General features: G+C 62.4%; 14 protein-coding genes. 6 read left to right on the top strand and 8 right to left on the bottom strand.

The features are described 5' to 3' along the window. Positions 1 to 16 precede the first annotated feature (16 nt). Together AB5Y89_RS04780 and AB5Y89_RS04775 are read right to left on the bottom strand one after the other, a co-directional pair. Positions 17 to 265 carry a YciN family protein gene (locus tag AB5Y89_RS04780; protein ID WP_010673495.1) on the bottom strand — a complete coding sequence of 83 codons (249 nt, stop codon included), beginning with the start codon at positions 263 to 265 and terminating at the stop codon, positions 17 to 19. A gap of 151 nt (positions 266 to 416) precedes the next feature. Further along, on the bottom strand, positions 417 to 1,796 hold the full coding sequence (locus AB5Y89_RS04775; protein WP_042015012.1) for an MATE family efflux transporter: 1,380 nt from the start codon (positions 1,794 to 1,796) through the stop codon (positions 417 to 419). A 120-nt stretch (positions 1,797 to 1,916) separates the two neighbouring features. Here AB5Y89_RS04775 and AB5Y89_RS04770 point away from each other — a divergent pair, with 120 nt between their 5' ends. Together AB5Y89_RS04770 and AB5Y89_RS04765 are read left to right on the top strand one after the other, a co-directional pair. Then, on the top strand, positions 1,917 to 2,774 hold the full coding sequence (locus tag AB5Y89_RS04770) for an AraC family transcriptional regulator (protein ID WP_041213342.1): 858 nt from the start codon (positions 1,917 to 1,919) through the stop codon (positions 2,772 to 2,774). A gap of 55 nt (positions 2,775 to 2,829) precedes the next feature. Next, positions 2,830 to 4,524, top strand: coding sequence for an NAD-dependent malic enzyme (locus AB5Y89_RS04765; protein ID WP_039039301.1), 1,695 nt, complete (start codon positions 2,830 to 2,832; stop codon positions 4,522 to 4,524). A gap of 74 nt (positions 4,525 to 4,598) precedes the next feature. On the opposite strand, the gene AB5Y89_RS04760 is transcribed toward AB5Y89_RS04765, so the two are convergent. From AB5Y89_RS04760 to AB5Y89_RS04745, 4 genes are all read right to left on the bottom strand, one after another. Then, the gene (locus AB5Y89_RS04760) at positions 4,599 to 5,657 is read right to left on the bottom strand and encodes an OmpA family protein (protein WP_268452579.1); all 1,059 of its coding nucleotides are present in this window, start codon (positions 5,655 to 5,657) and stop codon (positions 4,599 to 4,601) included. 219 nt (positions 5,658 to 5,876) lie between these two features. Then, on the bottom strand, positions 5,877 to 6,878 hold the full coding sequence (gene ompA / locus AB5Y89_RS04755) for a porin OmpA (protein WP_039039303.1): 1,002 nt from the start codon (positions 6,876 to 6,878) through the stop codon (positions 5,877 to 5,879). Positions 6,879 to 7,290: 412 nt separating this feature from the next. Next, entirely contained in the window at positions 7,291 to 8,310 is a 1,020-nt protein-coding gene (gene ompA, locus AB5Y89_RS04750) for a porin OmpA (protein ID WP_010673501.1), read from the bottom strand. 305 nt (positions 8,311 to 8,615) lie between these two features. Continuing rightward, positions 8,616 to 9,203, bottom strand: coding sequence for a hypothetical protein (locus AB5Y89_RS04745; protein WP_010673502.1), 588 nt, complete (start codon positions 9,201 to 9,203; stop codon positions 8,616 to 8,618). Between the two features lie 258 nt (positions 9,204 to 9,461). On the opposite strand from AB5Y89_RS04745, the gene AB5Y89_RS04740 reads away from it, so the two are divergent. Both AB5Y89_RS04740 and AB5Y89_RS04735 read left to right on the top strand, forming a co-directional pair. Next, the gene (locus AB5Y89_RS04740; RefSeq protein ID WP_010673503.1) at positions 9,462 to 9,728 is read left to right on the top strand and encodes a DNA-binding transcriptional regulator; all 267 of its coding nucleotides are present in this window, start codon (positions 9,462 to 9,464) and stop codon (positions 9,726 to 9,728) included. Positions 9,729 to 9,923: 195 nt separating this feature from the next. Further along, positions 9,924 to 11,285 (top strand): sodium-dependent transporter, encoded by a 1,362-nt coding sequence (locus AB5Y89_RS04735; protein ID WP_042882462.1) that lies wholly within the window; start codon positions 9,924 to 9,926, stop codon positions 11,283 to 11,285. Positions 11,286 to 11,350: 65 nt separating this feature from the next. Here the strand turns inward: AB5Y89_RS04735 and rssA are convergent, their stop codons facing one another. Both rssA and AB5Y89_RS04725 read right to left on the bottom strand, forming a co-directional pair. Beyond that, positions 11,351 to 12,220, bottom strand: coding sequence for a patatin-like phospholipase RssA (rssA, locus tag AB5Y89_RS04730; protein ID WP_029313973.1), 870 nt, complete (start codon positions 12,218 to 12,220; stop codon positions 11,351 to 11,353). A gap of 34 nt (positions 12,221 to 12,254) precedes the next feature. After that, the gene (locus AB5Y89_RS04725; RefSeq protein WP_368222980.1) at positions 12,255 to 13,811 is read right to left on the bottom strand and encodes a diguanylate cyclase; all 1,557 of its coding nucleotides are present in this window, start codon (positions 13,809 to 13,811) and stop codon (positions 12,255 to 12,257) included. Positions 13,812 to 14,021: 210 nt separating this feature from the next. Here AB5Y89_RS04725 and AB5Y89_RS04720 point away from each other — a divergent pair, with 210 nt between their 5' ends. Continuing rightward, positions 14,022 to 15,074 (top strand): efflux RND transporter periplasmic adaptor subunit, encoded by a 1,053-nt coding sequence (locus AB5Y89_RS04720; protein ID WP_319895856.1) that lies wholly within the window; start codon positions 14,022 to 14,024, stop codon positions 15,072 to 15,074. After that, on the top strand, positions 15,074 to 18,226 hold the full coding sequence (locus AB5Y89_RS04715) for an efflux RND transporter permease subunit (RefSeq protein WP_042864225.1): 3,153 nt from the start codon (positions 15,074 to 15,076) through the stop codon (positions 18,224 to 18,226). The genes AB5Y89_RS04720 and AB5Y89_RS04715 overlap by 1 nt, the downstream gene beginning before the upstream one ends. Positions 18,227 to 18,384: the final 158 nt, after the last annotated feature.

The raw sequence follows: 18,384 nt of genomic DNA, 5'->3' as shown, positions 1-18,384 counted from the left end.
GATGACGGGGCTGGCGTCAGGCCAGGGTGTATTTGCCGGAGAGCTGCTGGGCCAGCAGCTTGAACATGTTGAACACCGCCATGGTCTTGCCGGTCGGGGTGCCGTCCTCTGCCAGGAAGAACTCCCCCTTGAACACCAGAATGTCCCCCTTCTGCTCCACCGAGTCGGCGCGCATGCCGTGGATGAAGTCCTCGTGTTCACGAATGATCTTGTTGGCCATCTCCAGCAGGGCAGTCTCGGTGATCCGCTCTTTTTGTGGTTGCATGCTCGTCTCCTTAAACGACTACTGGGCAGGGGCACAAGGGTCGGCATGGCCGGCGCACCCCGCCTCTGATTGAAGAGGGGGCCAGCATACTGCAAAGCGGGATTTTCTGTCATTGATATGACCCCGCATTTTCCCGCTTTGCGCTCTTCCCTTATCCCAGCACCAGATTGCGCAGCCAGCGCCGCTGGCGAATGCGGCGCTGCACCAGCAGCACCTTGGAGAGCTCTTCCAGCAGGACCACGGCCACCACCCAGGAGAGGGGCCAGCCCAGCAGGCTGACCGCCACCCAGGCCAGCGGCAGGCCGATGCACCACATGCCGACGATGTCGATGAAGATGCTGTAGTTGACGTCCCCCCCCGAGCGCAGCACCCCGACGATCCCCACCATGTTGAATACCTTGAGCAGCATGCCCAGACACATGATGGCGAGCACCTGGCCGGCCTCAGTCATCAGCTCGCCCGGCAGGTTGCCGACCCATTGCAGCAGGCTGCCCTGCATCAGCCAGACGGCGGTCCCCACCAGCAGGGCGCCGACGGGGGCCAGCAGCAGGAAGAGCTGGGAGTGCTGCCAGGCCTCGTCATACTCCTCTGCCCCGAGCCGGTGACCGAGCAGGGTGGAGCAGGCCACCGCCAGCCCGAAGAAGAGGGAGATGAGGATGCTCTCCAGCGTGCCGAGGGTGGTCATGATGGCCAGAGCGTCGGTGCCGAGGTGCGCGTAGAGGAAGCCGTAGAGCAGCATGCCGAAGGCCCAGAGCCCGTCGTGCAGCAACAGCGGCAGGGCGATCAGGGTGAAGCGCACCACCTCCTTGCGCCTGAAGGCGGCGAGCCAGTCTTGCTTACGCGGGATGAGGCGGGGCTCGGCACGCCACACATAGGCAAGCAGCAGCGCGGTCTGGAGCAGACGCGAAAGGGTGGTGCCCCAGGCGGAGCCGGCTACACCCATGGCCTCGGCGCCGAAATGGCCGAAGATGAGGGCATAGTTGAGGATGACGTTGGCGATGATGGCGATGATGCCGATGCGGGTCGGCGCCGCGGCATTGCCCACCGAGCGCAGGGCCGACTCCAGGGGCACCACCACGGCGGTGCAGAGGATGGTGGCGCCGGTGATCATCAGGAACTCGTCGGCCAGCTCGCGCAGCGCGGGCTCCTGGCTGGCAAACCCGAGCACGCTGCCCGGTGAGAACACATAGACGAGGGCAAAGGGCAGGCTCACCGCCAGGGCGCCCACCAGGGCCAGGGCCAGGGAGCGGCGCACCCCGGCCATCTCGCCACGGCCGAAATATTGTGCCGCCAACACCGAGACTCCGCCCGAGAGCCCCGCTATCACCAGCAGATTGAAGAAGAAGACCCGGTTGCCCAAGCCGACCGCCGCCACAGCCGTGGTGCCGAGCTGGCTCACCATCATGATGTCGATGAGGCCGAGCAGGGAGAACATCATGGATTGCAGCGAAACCGGCAGGGCCAGTCGCCACAGTCGCGTCATGAACTCGCGATCGGTGGTTTGTTTTAAAATCGCTTGCCAATAATTCATTTATGTTAACCGGGTTGGTAAAAATCAGGGTTTGTCGTGGGTATGATAGGGGTGATATCGGGAGGCTTCACTGTGAGCCTCTCTCGGCTTTCTTGTGCAAAACTATCCTGTTGAGGTGCTATGCCATTTATCAGCGAGTGTCTGGAAATCGCCCCGGCCTGCGAAGAGCGGATGCTGGGACGCGAAGGGCTGCCCCTGCTTGGGGAGGCGGGCGTCTTCCTGACCGGCCTCTCGACGATACGGGAGCACTACCTTATCCGCCGCAACCGACCGGAGTTTCACATCCTGATGGTGAGCCATGACGAGGGGGGCGCCCTGCTCACCGATGGCGGGGAGCAGCCCATCCCGGCGGGAGCCCTGGTCTTTCTCCCGGCCGCCGTGCCGGGGGGCCTCAGGCTGGTGGGGGAAGCCTGGCATACCAGCTGGATCCTGCTGGACGACGTGCCGCGCTGGCAGCATCTGCACCGGCTTGGCCATCGCATCTGGCAGGGGGAGGAGGGGGAGCAGCTCTACCACCTGCTCAGCCTGATGCAGGGGGAGGGAATACGTTCGCCGCTCCAGCCCCAGCTGCTGAGCCTGCTGCTGGCGCTCTTGGAGCGGACCCTGCAGGGGGAGGTGCGCGGCACGCCGGAGTTGCGGCTACAGGCGCTGTTTCGGCGGGTGGAGGCACGTCTGGACGAGCCCTGGAGCGTGGCCCTGCTGGCCGACCAGATGGCCTGCTCGGTGCCCCATCTGCACCGGCTCTGCCAGCAGGTGTTCGGCATGGGCCCCATGGCCTGGCTCACCGGACTTCGCATGAACAAGGCGCGCCAGTTGCTGCTCTACACCAACTGGCCGCTGGCCGAGCTGGCGGCCCGGGTCGGATACAGCGACGGCGCCAACTTTGCCAACCGTTTTCGCCGCCTGACGGGTCAGACTCCGGGGGCCTTTCGTCGACTGGGTCGCAAACCTTTCGCAAGGGAGGTGCAAACCCTTTGAAATTGTTGGCTCAAGCCCATAGGATCGACGGGCCACACAGTCAAGGTACAGATCCATGTTTGAAGATAATAATCAGAAACGTCCCCTCTACATTCCCTACGCAGGTCCAGCCCTGCTGGAGACGCCGTTGCTCAACAAGGGCAGCGCTTTCACCAGCGAAGAACGCAGCAGCTTCAATCTGGAGGGTCTGCTGCCCCAGAACATCGAAACCATCGAAGAGCAGGCAGAGCGTGCCTATCGCCAGTTCATGGCGTTTGGCAACGACATGGACAAGCACATCTATTTGCGCAACATCCAGGATACCAACGAAACGCTCTTCTACCGCCTGCTGAACAACCACCTCACCGAAATGCTGCCGGTCATCTACACCCCGACGGTCGGCAAGGCGTGCGAGGAGTTCTCCAACATCTATCGTCGTGCCCGCGGCCTCTTCATCTCCTATCCGGACAAGGACAGGATCGATGACATGCTGCAAAATGCCACCAAGCAGAACGTCAAGGTGATCGTGGTCACCGACGGCGAACGCATCCTGGGCCTCGGGGATCAGGGCATCGGCGGCATGGGCATTCCCATCGGCAAGCTCTCCCTCTACACCGCCTGTGGCGGCATCTCCCCGGCCTACTGCCTGCCGGTGGTGCTGGATGTGGGCACCAACAACCAGCAGTTGCTGAACGACCCCTTCTACATGGGGTGGCGCCATCCGCGCATCTCCGGCGAAGAGTACGACGAGTTCGTTGATGCCTTCATCCAGGCGGTCAAGCGCCGCTGGCCGGACATCCTGCTGCAGTTCGAGGATTTCGCCCAGGGCAATGCCACCCCGCTGCTCAACCGCTACAAGGATGAGCTGTGCTGCTTCAACGATGACATTCAGGGGACCGCCGCGGTGACCCTGGGCAGCCTCATCGCCGCCTGCAAGGCCTCCGGTGCCAAGCTCTCCGAGAAGCGGGTCGCCTTCCTCGGGGCGGGCAGTGCCGGGTGCGGCATCGCCGAGCAGATCGTGGCGCAGATGAAGGCCGAAGGGCTGACCGACGCCGAGGCGCGGGGCCGGGTCTTCATGGTGGACCGATTCGGTCTCATCACAGACAAGATCCCCAACCAGCTCGACTTCCAGCGCAAGCTCTCCCAGCCGGTCGAGCGGATCAAGGAGTGGCCGGTGGGGGACAACATCTCCCTGCTGGAGGTGATGGAGCACGGTCGCCCGGACATCCTGATCGGGGTCTCCGGCCAGCCCGGCCTCTTCACCGAAGAGGTGGTCAAGACCATGCACAAGCACTGTGCCCGTCCCATCATCTTCCCGCTCTCCAACCCCACTTCCCGGGTGGAAGCCACCCCGGCGGATCTCATTCGCTGGACCGACGGCCAGGTGCTGGTCGCCACCGGCAGCCCGTTCGCACCGGTGGAGTACAAGGGCAAGCGCTACGTCATCGCCCAGTGCAACAACTCCTTCATCTTCCCGGGTATCGGCCTTGGGGTGATCGCCTCCGGTGCCAACCGGGTGACCGATGCCATGCTGATGTCGGCCAGCCGTGCCCTGGCGGATTGTTCACCCCTGGTGAAGGGGGAAGAGGGCTCCTTGCTGCCGGATCTGGCGGACATCCATCAGGTCTCCCGCTACATCGCCAAGATGGTGGCCAAGACCGCCATGTTGCAGGGCAAGGCGGTGCAGACCCCCGATGATGTGATCGATCAGGCCATCGAGGCGAACTTCTGGCGCCCCGAGTACCGCCGCTATCGTCGTACTTCCTTCTGATCCCAAGGGGACAGACACGCAGAAGGGATGCCTCGGCATCCCTTTTTTGTGCACGGCTGTGAAGGAAGAGGAGGTTATTGTGCCGGTTGCTCGGCGGGGGCGGGCTCGGCGGGATTGCTGACACCGGTGACCCGGATTTCGACCCGGCGATCCGGGGCCAGGCAGTCGATGAGGGCAGCCCTGGCCTTGATGGCATCACACTGGGTGCCGGTGACCGGGTTGCTCTCGCCGTTGCCCTGAATGCTCACCTTGTCTGCGGGCAGCCCCTTGCCAATCAGGAAGTTGGCGACCGTGCTTGCACGGGCCTCCGACAGTGCCTGGTTGTTGGCATCCGAGCCGATGCGGTCGGTGTAGCCCATCACCATGGCGTTGCCATCCTTGGGTTTGACGTCGACGATCTGCTGGTAGAGGGCGTCGAGTGCCTGCATCCCCTCCGGTTTGAGCTCCGCCTTGCCAAAGGCAAACAGCACATCCGAACTCAGGTTGAAGGTCTGATCCACCGGCTCGGGAGCCGGGGGCGGCGGTGCCACGACCAGAGGCGCGGCCACCGGCACTGCGGCGACGGTGCGATTGGGGTGAAGCACCAGCTCGATGGTGGCGGTACTGATGTCGCTGACCCAGCGTTTGGTACCGCTGCCCACCTTGTCGTTGTCAGGATCGTCCCCGACTCGCACCATGTAGCGGTAGCGGGTCTGGATGTCTACCCAGTCGCTCAGTCTGGCGGTCAGGCCCAGACCCGCCAGGGGAGCCAGGTTGTCATCTCCCCCGTTGACGGAGTCGACGTGATAGAGATAACCGCCCCCTTCGGCAAAGACAGAGAAGATGTCCCCGAGCGGCAAACGGCCAATGACCGACAGGGTGGCCCCCTTGCTGTTGAAGTCCTGGCCGGCGATATCCCAGTCACCGGTGGAGAGGTAACCGAGTTCGGTCCCCAGGTTCTCGTTGTAGTTGTAGCCGACAAAGGCGTTGATGGCGGTTGCGTCCTTGCCGACGTCCTTGCTGAAATCATCGATGTCATGGGCAAAGGCCCAGCCACCCCCAGCCCCCACATACCAGTCGTGAACAGGTGCCGCCTGGGCGGCACTCGTCGCCAATGCCAATGCAATCCACACAGGTTTCAGTCTTATGTTCATCGCGTATCCTCGTCGATGTTGGGTGTTATAGGGCTCCCAGCCCTTTGCTATGTATAGCCAACATTATGTATAGGCGATGTGAGCGCTTTAACCATTTAAGTGACGCATCTGTATGGAGAATCGGTGGGGCAGGCAGGTGGGCGGCCCGCGTTGGTGGTGCCGTGCGGGCATTAAAAAAGGGGCCGGAATGGCCCCTTTTTGCAACAGGTGGTCAACCTCTTATTGCTGCACTTCCTGTACGCCGGTGACGCGGACTTCGACGCGGCGATCCGGTGCCAGGCAGGCGATCAGCTGAGCCTTGGCCTTGATGCCGTCACACTGGGTACCGGTGACCGGGTTGGCTTCACCACGACCTTCGATGGATACCTTGCCAGCCGGCAGACCCTTGCCAACCAGGAAGTCGGCCACGGTGCGGGCACGGGCTTCAGACAGCTTCAGGTTGTAGGCATCGGAGCCGATGCGGTCGGTGTAACCCACCACCACGGCGCTGCCATCTTTCGGCTGGACGTCGACGATCTGCTGATACAGGGTGTTGAGCGCAGCAGCCCCTTCCGGCTTCAGGGTGGATTTGCCAAAGGCAAACAGCACGTCCGAGCTCAGGGAGAAGTTCTTGTCGACCATGACGGGCTCGGGAACCGGCTCGGGAGCCGGTGCCGGGGCCGGTGCCACATAGGTGGTGCGGTTCGGGTGCATCACCAGTTCCAGGGTGGCGACGCTCATGTCGGTTTTCCAGGTCTTCTGATCGTCACCCAGATCCCACATGTAGCGGTAGCGGGCCTGCAGGTCGATAAGGTCGGAGAGCTTGGCAGTCAGACCCAGACCCGCCAGCGGCGAGGTGCCGTTGTCGCTCTGGCCGTTGCCGTTGACGTGGTTGAAGTAGGCACCCCCTTCGGCGAAGACGGAGAAGATGTCATTCATGGGCAGGCGTGCGATACCGGACAGGGTGGCACCCTGGGTCTTGAAGTCGACGCCATCGACGCCAGCCTTGCCGGCATAGAGATAGCCGAGCTCGGCGGCAAAGTTCTCGGTGAAGTTGTAACCGCCGAACAGGGAGAGCGCGGTGGCGTCCTTGTCAGCATCCTGGCCGAAGGTATCCAGGTCGTGGCCATAGGCCCAACCTGCACCCATACCCGTGTACCAGTCGTCGGCCGCCTGAGCGGTGGTGGTTCCCATGGCTGCAATGGCCAGAGCAATCAGGGTTGGTGCCATTTTCATTTTCATCGTTTTATCCTCGTTGAGTTGCCGTGCTATGGGCGTACTGCGCACTCTTTGTTATACCGGTCGCAGATGACACTTCATGTGCGACACCGTGAGCGGATCACGGACGGCTTGAATAAAAAATGGATGGAAACCTGGATTCTCATGAAGCTGTTTCTCCATGGACAACTAACCGGGCACTGAGCACTTTTAATAGTTCATCCAATGTCTTACAAGCGTTGCTACTGTATTCTTTTGAATCAGCGTGATCAAGTTTCTGCACAGATATGCAGCGCCGACACCGGTGTCGCGGGGCCGCAATACGGGGGCAAAGGGGAGAAAAGGTGAGACAGAGAGTGTCGCTGGGGGGAGGAGAGAGACAGCAAAAGGGGATGCCGTGGCATCCCCTTTTTTACGTTACCTGAGCGAAGTCAGATTACTTTTGAACTTCTTGTACGCCGGATACGCGAACTTCTACGCGACGGTCCGGAGCCAGGCAGGAGATCAGCTGAGCCTTGGCCTTGACGCCGTCACACTTGGTGCCGGTGACCGGGTTGGCTTCGCCGCGACCTTCGATGGCAACCTTGCTGGCAGCCATACCCTTGCTGACCAGGAAGTTGGCAACGGTGCGGGCACGAGCTTCAGACAGCTTCTGGTTGTAAGCGTCGGAACCGATACGGTCGGTGTAACCAACAACAACGGCGTTGCCGTCTTTCGGCTGGAACTCAACGATTTGCTGGTACAGAGCGTTCAGGGCTTGCACACCTTCGGCCTTCAGGCTGTCTTTGCCAAAGGCGAACAGCACGTCGGAGTTCAGGGCGAAGTTCTTCTCAACGATTTGCGGAGCCGGGGCCGGTGCTTCTTCAACAACCGGGGCCGGAGCAGGCGCTACGTAGGAAGTACGGAACGGGTGGTAAACGGCTTCCAGGGTCGCAACGCTCTGGTTGGACTTGTAGCGTACGTTGTCGGCGTGCAGGTCAGCCACGTCCCACATGTAGCGGTAGCGAGCTTGCAGATCCAGCGCGTCGTTGACCTTGTAGGTCACACCGGCACCGGCCAGCGGGGATACTTTGGTATCGCTGGTACCCAGACCGTCGGTGTGGCCCCAGTAGGCGCCAGCTTCACCGAACAGGGAGAAATCGTTGCCCAGCGGCAGACGAGCGATACCAGACAGGGTGGCACCCTGGCTCTCGTAACGGTTGCCGTCGGTGTTGCCACGGCCGGTGTACTGGTAGCCCAGCTCGGAACCGAAGTATTCGTTGAAGTTGTAACCAACGAAGGCATTGGCAGCAGCCGCATCTTCTTCGCCAACGTTCACGCCTTCGATCTTGTTCAGACCGTTGAAGTGAGTTGCACCAACACCGGCGCCGAAGTAGATGTCGTCAGCGGCGTGAGCTGCAGTTGCACCCATGGTGGCCATAGCGATGGCGATCAGGGAAGGAGCCATTTTCATCATAAAATAATCCTCGTTGAGATGGCACGTTGTTCACGTGCTTCGCACTTTGTAATTTATGTAAGCTGCTGGCTCTGTCGACCAACGACGTTGGTGCGAACAGGGATCCTAGATCCATCCAGGAGGCACGTATCTGGGTGCACAAGTGTGCGGGTTGCACTGTCGACAATGCATACTCCGCCACGAACAGCCGACGTCATTCCGATGACGTGGCGCACTTTATGCCCATTTCAAAACATGATCAAGCTCACAGATAAGGGATGGGGCAAATTGTGTCGTAGGGATAACTGGCTGTTTCTTGGGATTTATTAGTGATCCAAGTAGGCGCGATGCAGTTTCTTCTCAAGCTTCATATAAGCCTCAGCCCAAGCGTGCCGCGGGGTGGCGTCACCCGCCCTGACCGAGAGGACAGCAAGATAGTCCGCCTCAGTTGCTTCGCACAGCAAGGGTGTGAAACTGAGCAAGAAGTGACGGGCGAGGTAGGGATCGAGAGGCCAGATGTTGAGGATGGCCCGCGCCACGGGCTGGACGGCGGTGGAGCAGATGAAGTGCCGATGACCTGCTTCCAGCCATTGGGCCATCTCGGCGAGGCTTTCTTCCGGCACGATGCCGCCATCGCCTTTCTCCCTGGCCAGCGTCATCGTGTGACCATTGCCCAGTGCCAGGGTGCCGTTTTCTGCCACGACGCCGTCGTGGCTGCGCAGGGGAAGCGTCGCCTGGCCTTCAAGATAGAGGCTGCAGCTGTCCGGGAGGGCCGCCAGCACGGTGGTGGCGTCCCCCTGCATGGCCATGGGCAGCCAGAACGCTTCGGCCCGGGTCTGCATACCCTGGGCGAGCTGACGGGGGAGGGAGTCCGGGTCGGAATGAAGACGGGAAATGATGCCGGGAAATGCCATGTTGATGACTCTCTTGGAAATAACCGGCGAATTATACGAGGGATGGCCGGGCAACAAGAAAGGTTTCTTTTCGAGACTGTTTACCTGAGGCGACGCAGCGATTACCATCCCCGAGGTTTGTGAAGGGTTGTCGTCGAAAGACGCTGATTATAGATAGAGGCTCGACCATAACGAGTCCGTTCAAAACTGATACACTTGACTACGAGTCGTCGCGAAAAATAAAGGTGGAGTCAATCCGCCGAACGGAGTATGGAACACATGAATTCAAATATCGTAACTGTTGGCAAGAAGATCCGTCAGATCCGCGAAGCGGTAGGCCTGAGCCGTCCCAAGTTTGCCGATCTGCTGGGCGTCCCCCCAACCACCCTGAAGAATTATGAACTGGGTTACCGTGAAGTCGGAGGCGCCTTCCTGGTTGCCCTGGCCCACCACCCCGATCTGCACAAGTTCACCCTCTGGCTGCTGGCTGACAAGAAAGTCGCCGAAATCGGCCAGATCGGTCCGGACGATATTGCCAAGGCTTGATTCAGTTCAACCTTGATAAAAATGCCGCCCTCGAGGCGGCATTTTTTATTTATCAAAATGGATGATTATTTAATTAAATAATGCGTTGTGTGCGGTCAACGGCGATTTTCACTAAATCATCTTGTCGGGCTGGATTAATCCACGGAACACTCCGACCCTTTTAATTCAGGCGGTGATCCACACAGCGAGACAACGATGAGCCAATCCATTACCAAAGCCAGAGATGGGTTTACCAGCACCTTTGGCGTGCTGGCCGCGACCCTGGGGTCTGCCGTCGGGCTCGGGAATATCTGGAAGTTTCCCTATCTGACCGGTGAGAACGGTGGCGCCGGTTTTCTGCTGGTCTATGTCATCGCCACCCTGCTGGTGGGATTGCCGGTGATGATCTCCGAGATCATGCTGGGGCGCGAGGCCAGGACGGATGCGGTCAGCGGGCTCATCAAGCTGGCTCCGAAGGGGCAACCCTGGTGGCTGATCGCCGCCATGGGGGTGAGCGCGGCCTTCCTCATCATGTCGTTCTACTCCGAGGTGGCGGCCTGGGTATTTGCCTACATCTTCAAGGCGGCCAGCGGCGAGATCCTATCCACCGATCCCGCCGTCACGGGTGCTGCCTTCAATTCACTCATCACGGATCCCTTGCAGAGTCTGCTCTGGCAGTGGCTGGTGCTGGCCCTGATGGGGGGGATCTTGCTGATGGGAGTCTCCAGGGGGATCGAAGCGGTCACCAAGCGGTTGATGCCACTGCTCTTCATCCTGCTGCTGGTGATAGGCGTGCGCAGCCTGACTCTGCCCGGAGCGAGCGAAGGACTGCATTTCCTGTTCTCGCCGGATTTCTCCAAGGTGACCGCAGGCGTCGTGCTGACGGCCATGGGGCTGGCGTTCTTCAAGCTCTCCATCGGGATGGGCTGCATGATGACCTATGGCAGCTATTTTCGCGATGATCAGCACATCCCTCTCACCACGGTACGGGTGATGTGCGCGGATCTCTTCGTCTCCATGCTGGCGGGGATCGCCATCTTCCCGGCGGTGTTTGCCTTTGGCTTCGAGCCGAGCGCAGGCCCCTCCCTGCTGTTCATCACCATACCCGCGGTGTTTGCCAGCATCCCGTTTGGACACCTCTTCATGGTGCTCTTCTTCGTGCTCTCCGCCATCGCAGCCACCGGGGCCATGCTCTCCATCCTGGAGGTGCCGGTCTCGGTGCTCTCCGAGCGCTTTCACATGAGCCGCACAAGGGCGACCCTGATCAACCTGCTGGTGCTGGGGGCGGTCGGCTCGACCTGTGCGCTCTCGAGCAGCACGCTGGCGGATGTGCAGGTTGGCGGGAAAACCTTCTTCGATCTGTTCGACTTCGTCTCTTCCAACGTGCTGATGCCCCTTGGCGGCATCTTCCTCTGCCTCTTTGTGGGCTGGGTATGGGGATTCGAGCGGATGACGACGGCGCTGACCAATGGGGGCAAGCTGGCGTTGCCCATCCTCAGGCCCCTGTTTTTCATCATCCGCTATGTGTCGCCGCTGCTGATCCTGGTGGTGATGCTCAAGGGGCTGGGGCTGTTCTGAGCCGCGTAACCCGAAACAAAAAAGCGCCTATTGGCGCTCTTTTTGTCTTTTACCCCGATATGCCTTCATATCAGGCAGAGTCGTGACAGCTCCTCCTTGAGCTGCTCCAGGTTGCGTTCGACACAGGCTTCCCCCTCGTTGATGGCGTCGCTCGCGCGGTGGAAATCCATGATGGAGAGGTTGCCAAGGCGCGGGCAGAGCTGGATCTCGGGGGGATCCCCGGCCATCCGGGCACGGGTGATGCGCTCCTGCATGATGTTGATGGAGCCCGTCATCACCCCCCACATGCCGGGGGTACTGGGTTCGCGTTCGCCCCGGTTCAACCACTGGCTGAGCAGCCCCCCCTGCACAGGCTCGTCCGGTTCGTCGGTCCAGGGCTGGTGCATGTCGGTGTTGAGGTTGACGGCGATCACCACCTCGGCTCCCATGGCGCGGGCCAGGGAGATGGGGACCGGGTTGACCACGGCCCCGTCCACCAGCCAGCGATCCTCCACCCGGGTCGGGGTGAGGAGGCCGGGCATACCGCAGGAGGCGCGCACACACTGGCGAAGCGGCCCTTCCTGCAACCAGATCTCGCGACCGGTATCGAGTTCGGTCGCGACGCAGGCAAAGGGCAGCGGCAGGCTTTCGATGGCGGGATCCCCCAGATGGCCGGCGGCGATGCCAAATACCTTGTCACCGCGAAACAGGCCGCCGGAGAGGGCAGGATCGAGCAGTCCCATCACCTGCAGGCGGCTGAAGCCGCGCACCCAGCTCTCCAGCTTGTCAAGTTCACCAGCGGCATAGGCGGCGCCGACAAAGCTGCCGATGGAGCAGCCAGCCACCAGATCCGGCTTGACGCCCAGTCGCTCCAGGGCACGGATGATGCCGATGTGGGCCCATCCTCGGGCCGCACCGCTACCCAGGGCCAATCCCAGACGGGGTTTTCGTGACACAGTTGCGTCTCCTGACATGAAGTGGGAGTCCAGCTTACTCCGGCTTCTCCTGTCCGTCATCCCGCCACGCTTCGCTGCGATTGCGGCCGTTGGCCTTGGCCTGATAGAGGGCGATATCGGCGCGGCGGATCACCTCCTGCAAGGAGATAGCCGGTGATTGACGACAGTGGCCCAGGCTGACGGTCACCTTCAGCTCGGCCGCGATGGCGCTCCAGGGATGCTCTGCTATGCACAGGCGAAGCCGCTCGGCCAAGGGGGCCAGAGGGATCGCTTCATCGGTGACAAGCAGCAGGAACTCCTCGCCGCCCCAGCGGATCAGGTGGCACTCCCGTGTCAGCAGGGATTGGCAGAGCTGCACCAGACGGATGAGGACCTGATCGCCCACCCCGTGGCCGAAACGGTCGTTGACCTGTTTGAAGTGATCGCAGTCAAACATGATGGCGCCGATACGTTGGCGGCCTGCCAGGGCCTGGCGGTGTTCGAAGGCATCGAAGTAGTGGCGGTTGAAGGCGCCGGTCAGGGCATCGTGGCGTGACAGGTAGTTGAGGCGCCGGTTGAGGCGCTGGGCACGCAGGCTGGAGACGGTCGCCACCACCAGACAGAGAATGGTGATGAGCGCCGTCGCCGATTGCCACAACAGCGTCTGCAGCAGAGGCAGCAGCGGGATGCGATGGATGAGGGAGAGCGGTGTTTCCGGGATGGGATAGACGAGCTGCAAGGCGCCCTGTTGCCACTCATATTCCGCTGACTGCGCCGTCCTGACCGGGGGCGGCGCGGTACCGGACTGACTGCTGGCGAGGATCTGCTGATGGGCGTTGAGCAGGAACAGGGTACCAATCCGGGGGGCGAGGTGGTGCAGGGTCTGCGCCAGCGTGACGGTCTGGATGTCGATGCTGAGCAGGCCAATGATCTGGCCGCCCTGGGTAATGGGCTGAGAGAGGGTGATCATCTGCCCCCGTCCGGCAAAATCCTGGTAGGGGCGCGAGAGCATGGCGTGCTCCAGGTGGGGATACCTGGCCATCGCCTCCTGCCAGTAGGCCTTGCTGTAAATCACGGGATCGAAGCGAAACTGGCTGGATGGCACCCAGGGATAGAGGTAGATGAAATTGTCCGTACCGGTGAAGTAGATCCAGGCCACGTCCCTGTCCAGCAGCTTGCTGGCCGTGGCGAGCAGGGGGGAGAGGCTGAGGGCGAGATGTATTCTGTCTTGCCGCTCGCTGCCGTCGTGGGGCAGCGGGCCCTGCCCGGTCAGGTTGCCGATGAGGGCGGGGGGCAGATCGACGGGGATGCGATCCAGGTTGATGCCGTGCTCCCCGTCGGATTGCAGCGCCTGATAGAGCTGGCGAGAGAGCACGGACTGGGGATTGCTGCGCAGGCGCTCCTCCGCCTGGCCGCGCATGGCCTCAAGGAAGGTCTCCATCCGCTGGTGCTGGCTGCTGAGCTGGGTCGCGGCGTTGATGGTGTCACGCTTGTTGATCTCGGTAACCTGGCGAAACGCATGTTGCAGGGCGAGCAGCAACAGCAGCAGGCCGAGGCCCAACAGCAGCCACTGCAATCGGTATCTGGCAAAGGCGGGGGAGGGAATGGACATGGGCGTACCGGAAGATGGCGAGAGTCGGCATCAGTGTAAGGCAGAACCCTGACGCGCGTGCCGACAAGATGCGTTTTTGATGATCTTCTCACCGGACTGTTACGTTTTGTCACATTTATACATAGTCACGGCATAGTCAGGGGGTAACATGGTGCCATCCTTGATGAAGCTATCTCTTCTTCCTCTCTCTTTGACTGCATGGATCTTGTGATGAAAACGCGCGTGTGGCTGTGGCTTTTCCCTCTTCTTCTATTGCTGGCGGCGGGCGCCTGGCATCTGCGGCAGGCTGAACCTGCCAGCAAGCCTGCACCAAGAGAGATCAATATCAGGGCCGAAACCGTCAGGCAGAGCCTGGCCGAGCCCTCCATCAAGCTGGTGAGCAAGCTTGCGGCCAATCGCTCCGTGGCCATCAGTCCCGAGGTGACCGGCCGCATTGCCACCATCGCGGTGAGCTCTGGCCAGCAGGTCACACAGGGGCAGACCCTGATCGCCCTGGATGCGGGCAAGCAGCAGGCGGAGCTGGCCGAGCAGAGCGCCAGCGTGCGCGACGAGGCCCGCAAGCTGCGGGACATGCGCAAGCTGGTGGCGCGAGGCGCCGTCACCACCTCGGAGCTGGAGGGGCAAGAGGCGACTGTTGCCCAGGCCCAGGCCCGGGTCGATGCGGCCCGTTACGAGCTCTCCCTGCGCACCCTGGCCGCCCCCTTCGACGGCACCGTCAGCCTCATCGATCTCAGCGAAGGAGCCCTGGTCAACAGCGGCGACGTGCTCTTGCATCTGGACGAGCTGGCAAAACTGCGGCTCGATCTGGCGGTGCCCGAGCGCTACCTCTCCCTGCTGCGCCCCGGCATGGCGGTGACGGCAACCAGCTCGGCCTGGCCGGATCAATCCTTTTCCGGCGTGCTGGAGACCCTCGACAGCCGGATCTCCAGTGACACCCAGAACATCAAGGCCCGCGTCATCCTGCCCAACACCGGCGGCCAGCTGCGCCCCGGCATGCTGATGAACGTGGATCTCTCTCTGCCACCCCAGAAGATGACCCTGATCCCCGCCCAGTCGGTGGAGTACGCCGGCGAGCAGCGCTTCGTCTATCGCCTGGAGGCGGACGGACGGGTGAAGCGCGTGCCGGTGGAGCTTGGCGACACCCATGGCGAGGCCGTCTGGGTGCTCAAGGGGCTCAGCGTCGGCGATCGCATCGCGGTGGAGGGGCTGGTCAATCTGCGCGACGGCGCCCAGGTACGTGATCTGGGCGAGGTGAAAGGCTGATGTGGCTCTCCGATATCTCAGTACGCCGTCCCCTGGTGGCGGTGGTCATCAGCGCCCTGCTCACCGTGTTCGGCCTGGTGGCCTTCAGCAAACTCACCGTGCGGGAGATGCCGGATGTGCAGACCCCGTCCGTCTCCATCACCACCACCTATGAGGGGGCGGCCCCCGAGGTGATGGAGAGCCAGGTCACCAAGCCCATCGAGGATCAGCTCTCCGGCATCAGCGGCATCAAGAACATCAACTCGGTGACCCGCAAGGGGCGCTCCTCCATCACGGTGGAGTTCAAGCTCGGCTGGAACATGCTGGAGGGCACCTCCGACGTGCGTGACGCCATCTCCCGGGCCAGACCCAAGCTGCCAGACGGGGCGGACGAGCCCATGGTGACCAAGGACAACGGCAACGGGGATGTGGCCATCTGGCTCAACTTCAGCAGCACCCAGATGGATCGTACCGCCATGACGGATTACGCCAATCGCATGCTGGTGGACCCCTTGAGCCTGGTGGACGGGGTGAGCGAGGTCTCCCTCTCCGGGGACCTGACCCAGGTGATGTACGTGCGGCTGCGCCCCGCCGACATGGCGGCCCGCGGCATCACGGTGGCCGACGTGCAGGATGCCCTCAAGCGGGAGAACATCGAGCTGCCGGGCGGCGAGATCCGCAACAACACCATGACCATGGCGGTGCAGATTGCACGGCTCTATCACAGTGCGGAAGATTTTCGCACCCTGCCGGTGAAAACCGCCACCAATGGTCAGAGCATCTATCTGGCGGACATTGCGGATGTGGAGGTGGGGGCCAAGAACGAAGACAGCGCCTATCAGCGCAACGGCCGCGAGAGCCTGGGGATTGGCATCGTCGCCCAGTCCACCGCCAATCCCCTGGCGGTGGCCCAGGGCATCGAGAAAAAGCTCGTGGAGATGCAGCGCTTCCTGCCGGAGGGGGCCACCCTTGAGGTCGACTACGACTCCACCATCTTCATCAAGCAGGCCATCGATGAGGTATACGAGACACTCGCCATCTGCGCCCTGCTGGTGGTCGCCGTGCTCTATCTCTTCCTCGGGCAGGGGCGCACCACGCTCATCCCCGCCATCACGGTGCCCGTCTCCCTGATTTCGGCCTTCATCGGTGCCTGGTATCTGGGCTTTTCCATCAACCTCATTACCTTGCTGGCCCTCATCCTCGCCATCGGCCTGGTGGTGGATGACGCCATCGTGGTGGTAGAGAACATCCACCACCACCTGCAACGGGGCGAGTCCCCCTTGATGGCGGCCTGGCACGGCACCCGGGAGGTGGGCTTTGCCGTCATCGCCACCACCGCCGTGCTGGTGATGGTGTTCGTGCCCATCGCCTTCATGGATGGCATGGTGGGGCGCCTCTTCACCGAGTTCGCCATCCTGCTCTCCTTGGCCGTGCTCTTCTCCTCCCTGGTAGCGCTCACCCTGACCCCGGCCATGGGCTCCTGGCTGATGCGTGCCGTGGACAAGCCCAACGCCCTGACCGCCACCCTGGACAAGGGACTTGGCTGGGTGGAGGAGCGTTATCGCCGCGTGCTGGGGGCCGTGCTGCGCCGCGCCGTCTGGATGCCCCTGGTGTTGCTGCTCTGCCTCGGCGGCATTGGCGCCCTCTTTGGCAAGCTGCCCGCGAGCCTCACCCCGACCGAGGACAGGGGCGTGCTCTATGTGTTCGTGAAAGGGGCGGAGGGCACCAGCATCGAGCGGATGAAGCGCAACATGCAGCAGGTGGAGGCCGCCATCCTGCCGCTGCTCGGCAAGGGGGTGGTGCAGGCCATGAGCTTCAGCACCCCGGCCTTCGGGCGCGGTGGCGATCAGACCGGCATGGCCATCATCCAGCTCAGTGACTGGGCGGTGCGGGACGAAACGGCCACCGAGTTTGGCCGCTCCCTGAGCGGTCGCCTCGCCGGCATCCCCGACGTGATGATCCGCACCTTCCAGCCGGGGTTCAGAGGCGGCTCCACCGCGGCGGTGCAGTTCGTGCTGCAAGGCTCCGATTACGGCGAGCTCAACCAGCAGGGGCTGGCGCTCAAGGAGGCGGCGGCCCAAAGCGGGCTGATGCAGAGCCCGGATCTCGATTATGCCGAGAAGACCCCGGAGCTGCAGGTGACCATAGAGCGGGAGCGAGCCACCCAGCTCGGCATTCCGGTCTCCACCATCGCAAGCTCCCTGCAGGCCCTGCTCGGCGGCGTCAGCCAGACCACCTATGTGGACAGGGGCGAGGAGTATGACGTCTACCTGCGCGCCAACCAGACCCAGTTCAACGGCATCTCCGATATCAGCCGCATCTATTTGAAAGCCGCGAGCGGCGAGATGGTGAGCCTCTCCACCCTGGCGACCGTCACCCAGGTGGCGAGCCCCCAGCGCCTCAACCACTACCAGCGCCAGAAGGCGGTCACCCTCACCGCGGACGTGGCCCCCGGCCACACCCTGGGGGAGGCGCTCGACTTCCTGGATGGCTGGGCCGCGGATCACCTGCCCACCGGCATGTCGGTGGATTATGCCGGCGAGTCCAAGGACTATCGCGACAACCAGGGGGAGATGGCACTGGTGTTCGGCCTGGCCCTGCTGGTGGTCTATCTGGTGCTGGTGGCCCAGTTCGAGAGCCTGCTGACCCCGGCGGTGGTGATGATGACGGTGCCGCTCGGCATCTTCGGCGGCCTGCTCGGCCTCTGGCTCACGGGGCAGGAGCTCAGCATCTACAGCCAGATAGGCATGATCATGCTCATCGGCATGGTGACCAAGAACGGCATCCTCATCGTGGAGTTCATCAACCAGCTGCGTCAGCGGGGTGAAGGGTTCGAGGAGGCGATCATCAAGGGGTCGGTGCGCCGCCTGCGCCCCATCTTGATGACCTCGCTCACCGCCATCATCGGCGCCGTGCCCCTGATGCTCTCCATGGGCGCGGGGTACGAGAGCCGGATGGCCGTGGGGACCGTGGTTTTCTTCGGCTTGTCCTTGGCGACCCTGGTGACCCTGCTGGTGGTGCCCGCCATCTATCACCTGATCGCCAGACGCGCGGGGATGACGGGAGCGCGGGACCGACTGGTGGACGAGGTACTGGCCACGGCAACCCCGGCCAGTCCCTCCCCGGTGCCGGGGGCGGTGGCCCCCGAGGGGCGGGACAAACCGGCGGCCTAGCGTGCCGACCCGGATAACAGCAAGCAGGGCGCCAATGGGCGCCCTGCTTGCTGATGAGATTTGAGTCTGTCACGCCGACCCGTCGCGCCCGCTTGAAGGCGCCCCTTCCCCTCGCGTTCTGTAGGGGCAAAAAGCCATCGCCCCCGCCTGGCTCTGCC

The sequence above is a fragment of the Aeromonas sp. s4 genome (assembly GCF_040907855.1).
In the GTDB taxonomy this organism is placed as follows: domain Bacteria; phylum Pseudomonadota; class Gammaproteobacteria; order Enterobacterales; family Aeromonadaceae; genus Aeromonas; species Aeromonas caviae.
This window is presented reverse-complemented; position numbering and strand designations above follow the sequence as displayed.

Excerpts from the sequence above, each read along its gene's own strand:
- AB5Y89_RS04780 (WP_010673495.1), bottom strand. The coding sequence starts at position 265 with ATGCAACCACAAAAAGAGCGGATCACCGAGACTGCCCTGCTGGAGATG.
- AB5Y89_RS04775 (WP_042015012.1), bottom strand. The coding sequence starts at position 1,796 with ATGAATTATTGGCAAGCGATTTTAAAACAAACCACCGATCGCGAGTTC.
- AB5Y89_RS04770 (WP_041213342.1), top strand. The coding sequence starts at position 1,917 with ATGCCATTTATCAGCGAGTGTCTGGAAATCGCCCCGGCCTGCGAAGAG.
- AB5Y89_RS04765 (WP_039039301.1), top strand. The coding sequence starts at position 2,830 with ATGTTTGAAGATAATAATCAGAAACGTCCCCTCTACATTCCCTACGCA.
- AB5Y89_RS04760 (WP_268452579.1), bottom strand. The coding sequence starts at position 5,657 with ATGAACATAAGACTGAAACCTGTGTGGATTGCATTGGCATTGGCGACG.
- ompA (WP_039039303.1), bottom strand. The coding sequence starts at position 6,878 with ATGAAAATGAAAATGGCACCAACCCTGATTGCTCTGGCCATTGCAGCC.
- ompA (WP_010673501.1), bottom strand. The coding sequence starts at position 8,310 with ATGATGAAAATGGCTCCTTCCCTGATCGCCATCGCTATGGCCACCATG.
- AB5Y89_RS04745 (WP_010673502.1), bottom strand. The coding sequence starts at position 9,203 with ATGGCATTTCCCGGCATCATTTCCCGTCTTCATTCCGACCCGGACTCC.
- AB5Y89_RS04740 (WP_010673503.1), top strand. The coding sequence starts at position 9,462 with ATGAATTCAAATATCGTAACTGTTGGCAAGAAGATCCGTCAGATCCGC.
- AB5Y89_RS04735 (WP_042882462.1), top strand. The coding sequence starts at position 9,924 with ATGAGCCAATCCATTACCAAAGCCAGAGATGGGTTTACCAGCACCTTT.
- AB5Y89_RS04725 (WP_368222980.1), bottom strand. The coding sequence starts at position 13,811 with ATGTCCATTCCCTCCCCCGCCTTTGCCAGATACCGATTGCAGTGGCTG.
- AB5Y89_RS04720 (WP_319895856.1), top strand. The coding sequence starts at position 14,022 with ATGAAAACGCGCGTGTGGCTGTGGCTTTTCCCTCTTCTTCTATTGCTG.
- AB5Y89_RS04715 (WP_042864225.1), top strand. The coding sequence starts at position 15,074 with ATGTGGCTCTCCGATATCTCAGTACGCCGTCCCCTGGTGGCGGTGGTC.